5 protein-coding genes are annotated in these 3,810 nt (G+C 63.3%); 2 read left to right on the top strand and 3 right to left on the bottom strand.

Annotated elements, in window-relative coordinates; all coding sequences use genetic code 11:
* Positions 1-153: 153 nt before the first annotated feature.
* The 3 genes from ACFFAR_RS27355 to flgA all read right to left on the bottom strand — a co-directional run bounded on the left by ACFFAR_RS27355 (position 154) and on the right by flgA (position 2,708).
* The gene (locus ACFFAR_RS27355) at positions 154-597 is read right to left on the bottom strand and encodes a flagella synthesis protein FlgN (protein ID WP_062000643.1); all 444 of its coding nucleotides are present in this window, start codon (positions 595-597) and stop codon (positions 154-156) included.
* Positions 598-695: 98 nt separating this feature from the next.
* Positions 696-1,034 (bottom strand): flagellar biosynthesis anti-sigma factor FlgM, encoded by a 339-nt coding sequence (flgM, locus tag ACFFAR_RS27350; protein WP_062000642.1) that lies wholly within the window; start codon positions 1,032-1,034, stop codon positions 696-698.
* A gap of 189 nt (positions 1,035-1,223) precedes the next feature.
* Entirely contained in the window at positions 1,224-2,708 is a 1,485-nt protein-coding gene (flgA, locus tag ACFFAR_RS27345; RefSeq protein ID WP_174363302.1) for a flagellar basal body P-ring formation chaperone FlgA, read from the bottom strand.
* Between the two features lie 235 nt (positions 2,709-2,943).
* Between flgA and flgB the strand changes: the two genes are divergently transcribed.
* Positions 2,944-3,435 (top strand): flagellar basal body rod protein FlgB, encoded by a 492-nt coding sequence (gene flgB / locus ACFFAR_RS27340; RefSeq protein WP_174363303.1) that lies wholly within the window; start codon positions 2,944-2,946, stop codon positions 3,433-3,435.
* A 28-nt stretch (positions 3,436-3,463) separates the two neighbouring features.
* Positions 3,464-3,810: flagellar basal body rod protein FlgC (gene flgC, locus ACFFAR_RS27335; protein WP_375508834.1), on the top strand; the 347-nt coding region annotated here is incomplete at its 3' end.

Raw genomic sequence — 3,810 nt, 5'->3', positions numbered from 1 at the left:
TTTTCGCCGTTGGAAAAAGAAATGAAGTGCCGCCACGCACAGTGGCTAATAGTGCGAAAAAGAACAGCCAGTACGGAACGCGCGAAGACCTAAAGAGCAACAACCCAGTACCAACCCCGACCACAAAACACCCCCTACTCAAGCGCCAGCGCCTTACAACCCCAGCACCCCCGGCACCCGCCCATCCGGCCCATAAAACGCCGACTTCACTGGCGCAATGGTCAGCGCCGCCAGCGCCGTCCGGTTGTACTCCATGCGAGTACGGATCAGCACGCCGTTATTGTTATTACTGCGCTTCGCCCGCCCGGCCACGTCCAGCAATTCCTGCCAGCGGGCAATCAAGGCTTCATCGCCAATAACGGCTTGTTCCATGCCCGCAAACCCCGCGGCCAGGCCCAGCGCGCCGAGCTGCTCATCGCGCCGGCGTTCGAGCACGGCGATCTGCCCGGTCAACGCAACCTTTTGTTCGATGATCGAAGGCAGCGTCTCAAGCGGCGATGCAGCCGTGAGCGCCCTCTCTTCGTAGGCAAGCAGCGATTCAAACGCCTCTACAGCGGCGATTTCTTCCGTAACGGTGGCAAGCAAAGCGTCTTTCATGGGCGACTCGCTAAAAACTCCGGCCCGCGCCAAATGGCGGTGCCAAGGTCAATAAAGCCGCCCGGCGCTGCGTCGCCGCCTGTAAAGCGACGTCGTGCTCAGCCGCCGGTCGGCGGGGATTGCGTCTTCAACAACTCGCTCGCGCTGGACAAGATGCCGTCGGCGATCTTGCTCGAATCGGCCTTGTAGCTGCCGTCCGCGATCGATGCCTTGATCGCCGCGACTTTCGCCGTGTCGATGTCGGCGCTGCTCGACGTACGCAAATCCGTCGACAAAGCCGACAAGCTCACCGTGGAATTCGAGCCGCCCGTGACGCTGGTGGTGGCCTGAGGTCCGTTGGTGGTGCCCGGCGTTTGCGATTCGGCTTGCGCCGCACGTTGTTGCGCAGCTTCCTGCAATGCTGCGATCTGGCTGGTGTTGCTGGAATCGATTTTCACGATGGTCTTCCCTGACGATGTGATCCTTTTATCGGCGAAGCGGTGTAAAAACTTAACCCCTTGCGCCTGCCGGACCACCCGCTGCCGGGTTACATCGGCTGGAACGCCTTATCCCACAAGGCTTCCAGCTAATTGAAACAAAGTGCAACAAGTGAGGGTTACCCCACATAAGCCGCTCAAGCCCGGCTTTTACAACTGGACTTCGACCGTCGAACTGTCCTTCACAATGCCCGTAATGATCTGTCCCCCAGCCGTTTTCACACGAACTTGCTGGCCGGGCGCGGCGTTGTTCATGGCGCTGCCTTCCGCGGATATCGAAAACCCGGCGCCGCTCGTCACCACATGCACCGACGATCCAATTGCGACCGAACTGGCGCCGCGCAGCATGTCGGTGCGCAGCGGCAAGCCGGCGACGATCCGCGACAAGGTCACCGCGCCGATGGCCTGCGACGGATCGGTGACGATGGCTTGCGGCATCGACGTAATGTCGCCATCGCGGGCGGTCAGGTCGGCGGCGCTCAGCACTTCGCCGGGCACCATGGCGCGGGCGGCCAGATAGTAAGTTGCCTGCAGCGAGACCCGCGCTTGCAGATAAAGCGTCCACGGCCGCTCGCCCGTGCAGCGCACGCCAACTGTGGTGCGGCCCCAGAGTCGCGCGCCTGGCGGCATGAATGGTTCGAGCGTGGAGCAGGGAGCGAGGCCCCGCGGGAACACGGGCGTCACGGTGATATCGGCTTTGCCGGGTAATCCGGCGGCTTCCTGCTGCAGGAACGCAAGCGCGGCGGCACGGATGGAGTCGCCATCCTGCGAGGGTTGCGCGCCTTGAGGCGTTGCAGCGGCGGGTGCGAGCGGGACGCGGATGGGCGCGGCCGGACGCATCGATACAGCCATCATCCCGCCCGTAACCGGCACGGCAGGCGCGGCGGCAATCGGCCGTGCCTGAAAACCGCGCGTGGCGATACGGTTCGGCACCACGGCGTCCTGCTTCGCGGCATCGTCGGCCTGGACGATCACCGGCGTCACATCTCTCGCCGATACCGCCACCTTCTGGATCGGCCGGGGCGCCGCCGCACTATTACTAATAGCAGCGTGCGCGGACGGTTCGCCGTTGCCGGGAATCTCGATCATGCCGCTGGCTGGCAGGCCTTGCGGCGCGCTTGGGGACGTGCTTTGGGACGTGCTTTGGGCCATGCTCTGGCTCGGCGTCATCGCCAGTCTGGGTTGCGCGGGTTTTGCCTCGCCATTCCCCGGGATCACAATCATGCCGCTCGAATCGCCCGAAGAGGAAGACGCATCGGCGGCGTCGGCGCGGGCATCAAGTGCAAGCGCTGCTGCACGCATGGCGGCGTTGGCGCCGTTCACGGCGCGGGCGTAACCACGCGGGCCCGGTGTTCCCATTGGTTGCGCGACGGGCTGTTGCTGCGCGCCCGGCGCCGCAGTCACATTCATGCCGGCGTTCTTTGCCATCGCGACGACCGCAGCCGGATTTGTCTCGCCCGGGCCCGAGATCATGATGGCGCCGCCATTTTCCTGTGCGTGAGCGGGCATCGCGGCAAACGCCAGTGCCAGTCCGCACGCAACGGCGTTCAGCCGCCACGCGGTATCGCTCGTCGAGCCGTCCGTCTGCGGGCGGCGCGTGGCCGTCTGACGGTCGGGCGCAGCGAAGCTGTGCATTGCGTTTCTCCCAGGCAAATCCAGATAAATCCGATCGATATCAACCCGATATCAACCTACGAGACGAATTCTAGATATTGGCGGCGAAAGGCAACCGTCGAATAGAGGCCGCCTTTCCCTGCTATTCGTCTGATTGCATCTTGCGTCCCGCTCCTAAGATTCGTCTCATGCCAAAAAGTCTTCGATGCCATGCAGCGCAGAGACCGAAGACCCGGAAAGCCGAAGGAGAACCGTGATGCTTGACAAGCTCGACCAGGAATTTGCGTTTGGCCGCGAAGCGCTCGATGTACGGGCGTATCGGCAGGAACTGCTGTCGTCGAATATTGCGAACGCCGATACCCCCGGCTACAAGGCGCGCGACGTCGATTTCTCCAGCGCCCTCGCCGGCGCGCTGAAAAAGACGGGTGACGCGTCGGGTACGTCGGCATCGGGAAGCGCGACGTTGCGCATGGCGCAGCCCGTGAGCGTGTCGACGAGTGCGGGGTTGGCGGTGACATCGCCGGGACATATGACGGGTTCGTCGACGCTGACGTCAAGCGGCGGCAGCACCGACGACTACGGCAAGCTCGCCTACCGGATTCCGAGCCAGCCGTCGCTGGACGGGAACACGGTCGACATGGACTCCGAGCGCGTGCAATTCGCCGATAACGCCCTGCACTTCGAAGCCGGCATGACGGTGATCTCGTCGCAGATCAAGGGAATGATCTCGGCCATTACGTCTAACTAGGCGTTAGAAAACCCCACGAGGACAGGCCATGCCTTCTTTAATGAACATTTTCAACGTAGCCGGTTCGGCCATGTCAGCTCAGGCGCAGCGCCTGAACGTGACGGCGTCGAACCTGGCGAACGCGGATAGCACGACCGGCCCGGACGGCCAGCCGTACAAGGCGAAGCAGGTCGTGTTCGCGGTCGACCCGCTCGGCGGCGCGCGCACGGCCTCCGGCCAGCAAGTGGGCGGCGTCCAAGTCACGGGCGTGATCGATGATCCGACGCCCATGAAAACCAGCTACGACCCGACCAATCCTGCGGCCAACCCGGACGGCTACGTGACCATGCCGAACGTCGATCCGGTGCAGGAAATGGTCAACATGATCTCGGCGTC

This window comes from uncultured Caballeronia sp. (assembly GCF_964243625.1).
GTDB lineage: Bacteria > Pseudomonadota > Gammaproteobacteria > Burkholderiales > Burkholderiaceae > Caballeronia.
This window is presented reverse-complemented; position numbering and strand designations above follow the sequence as displayed.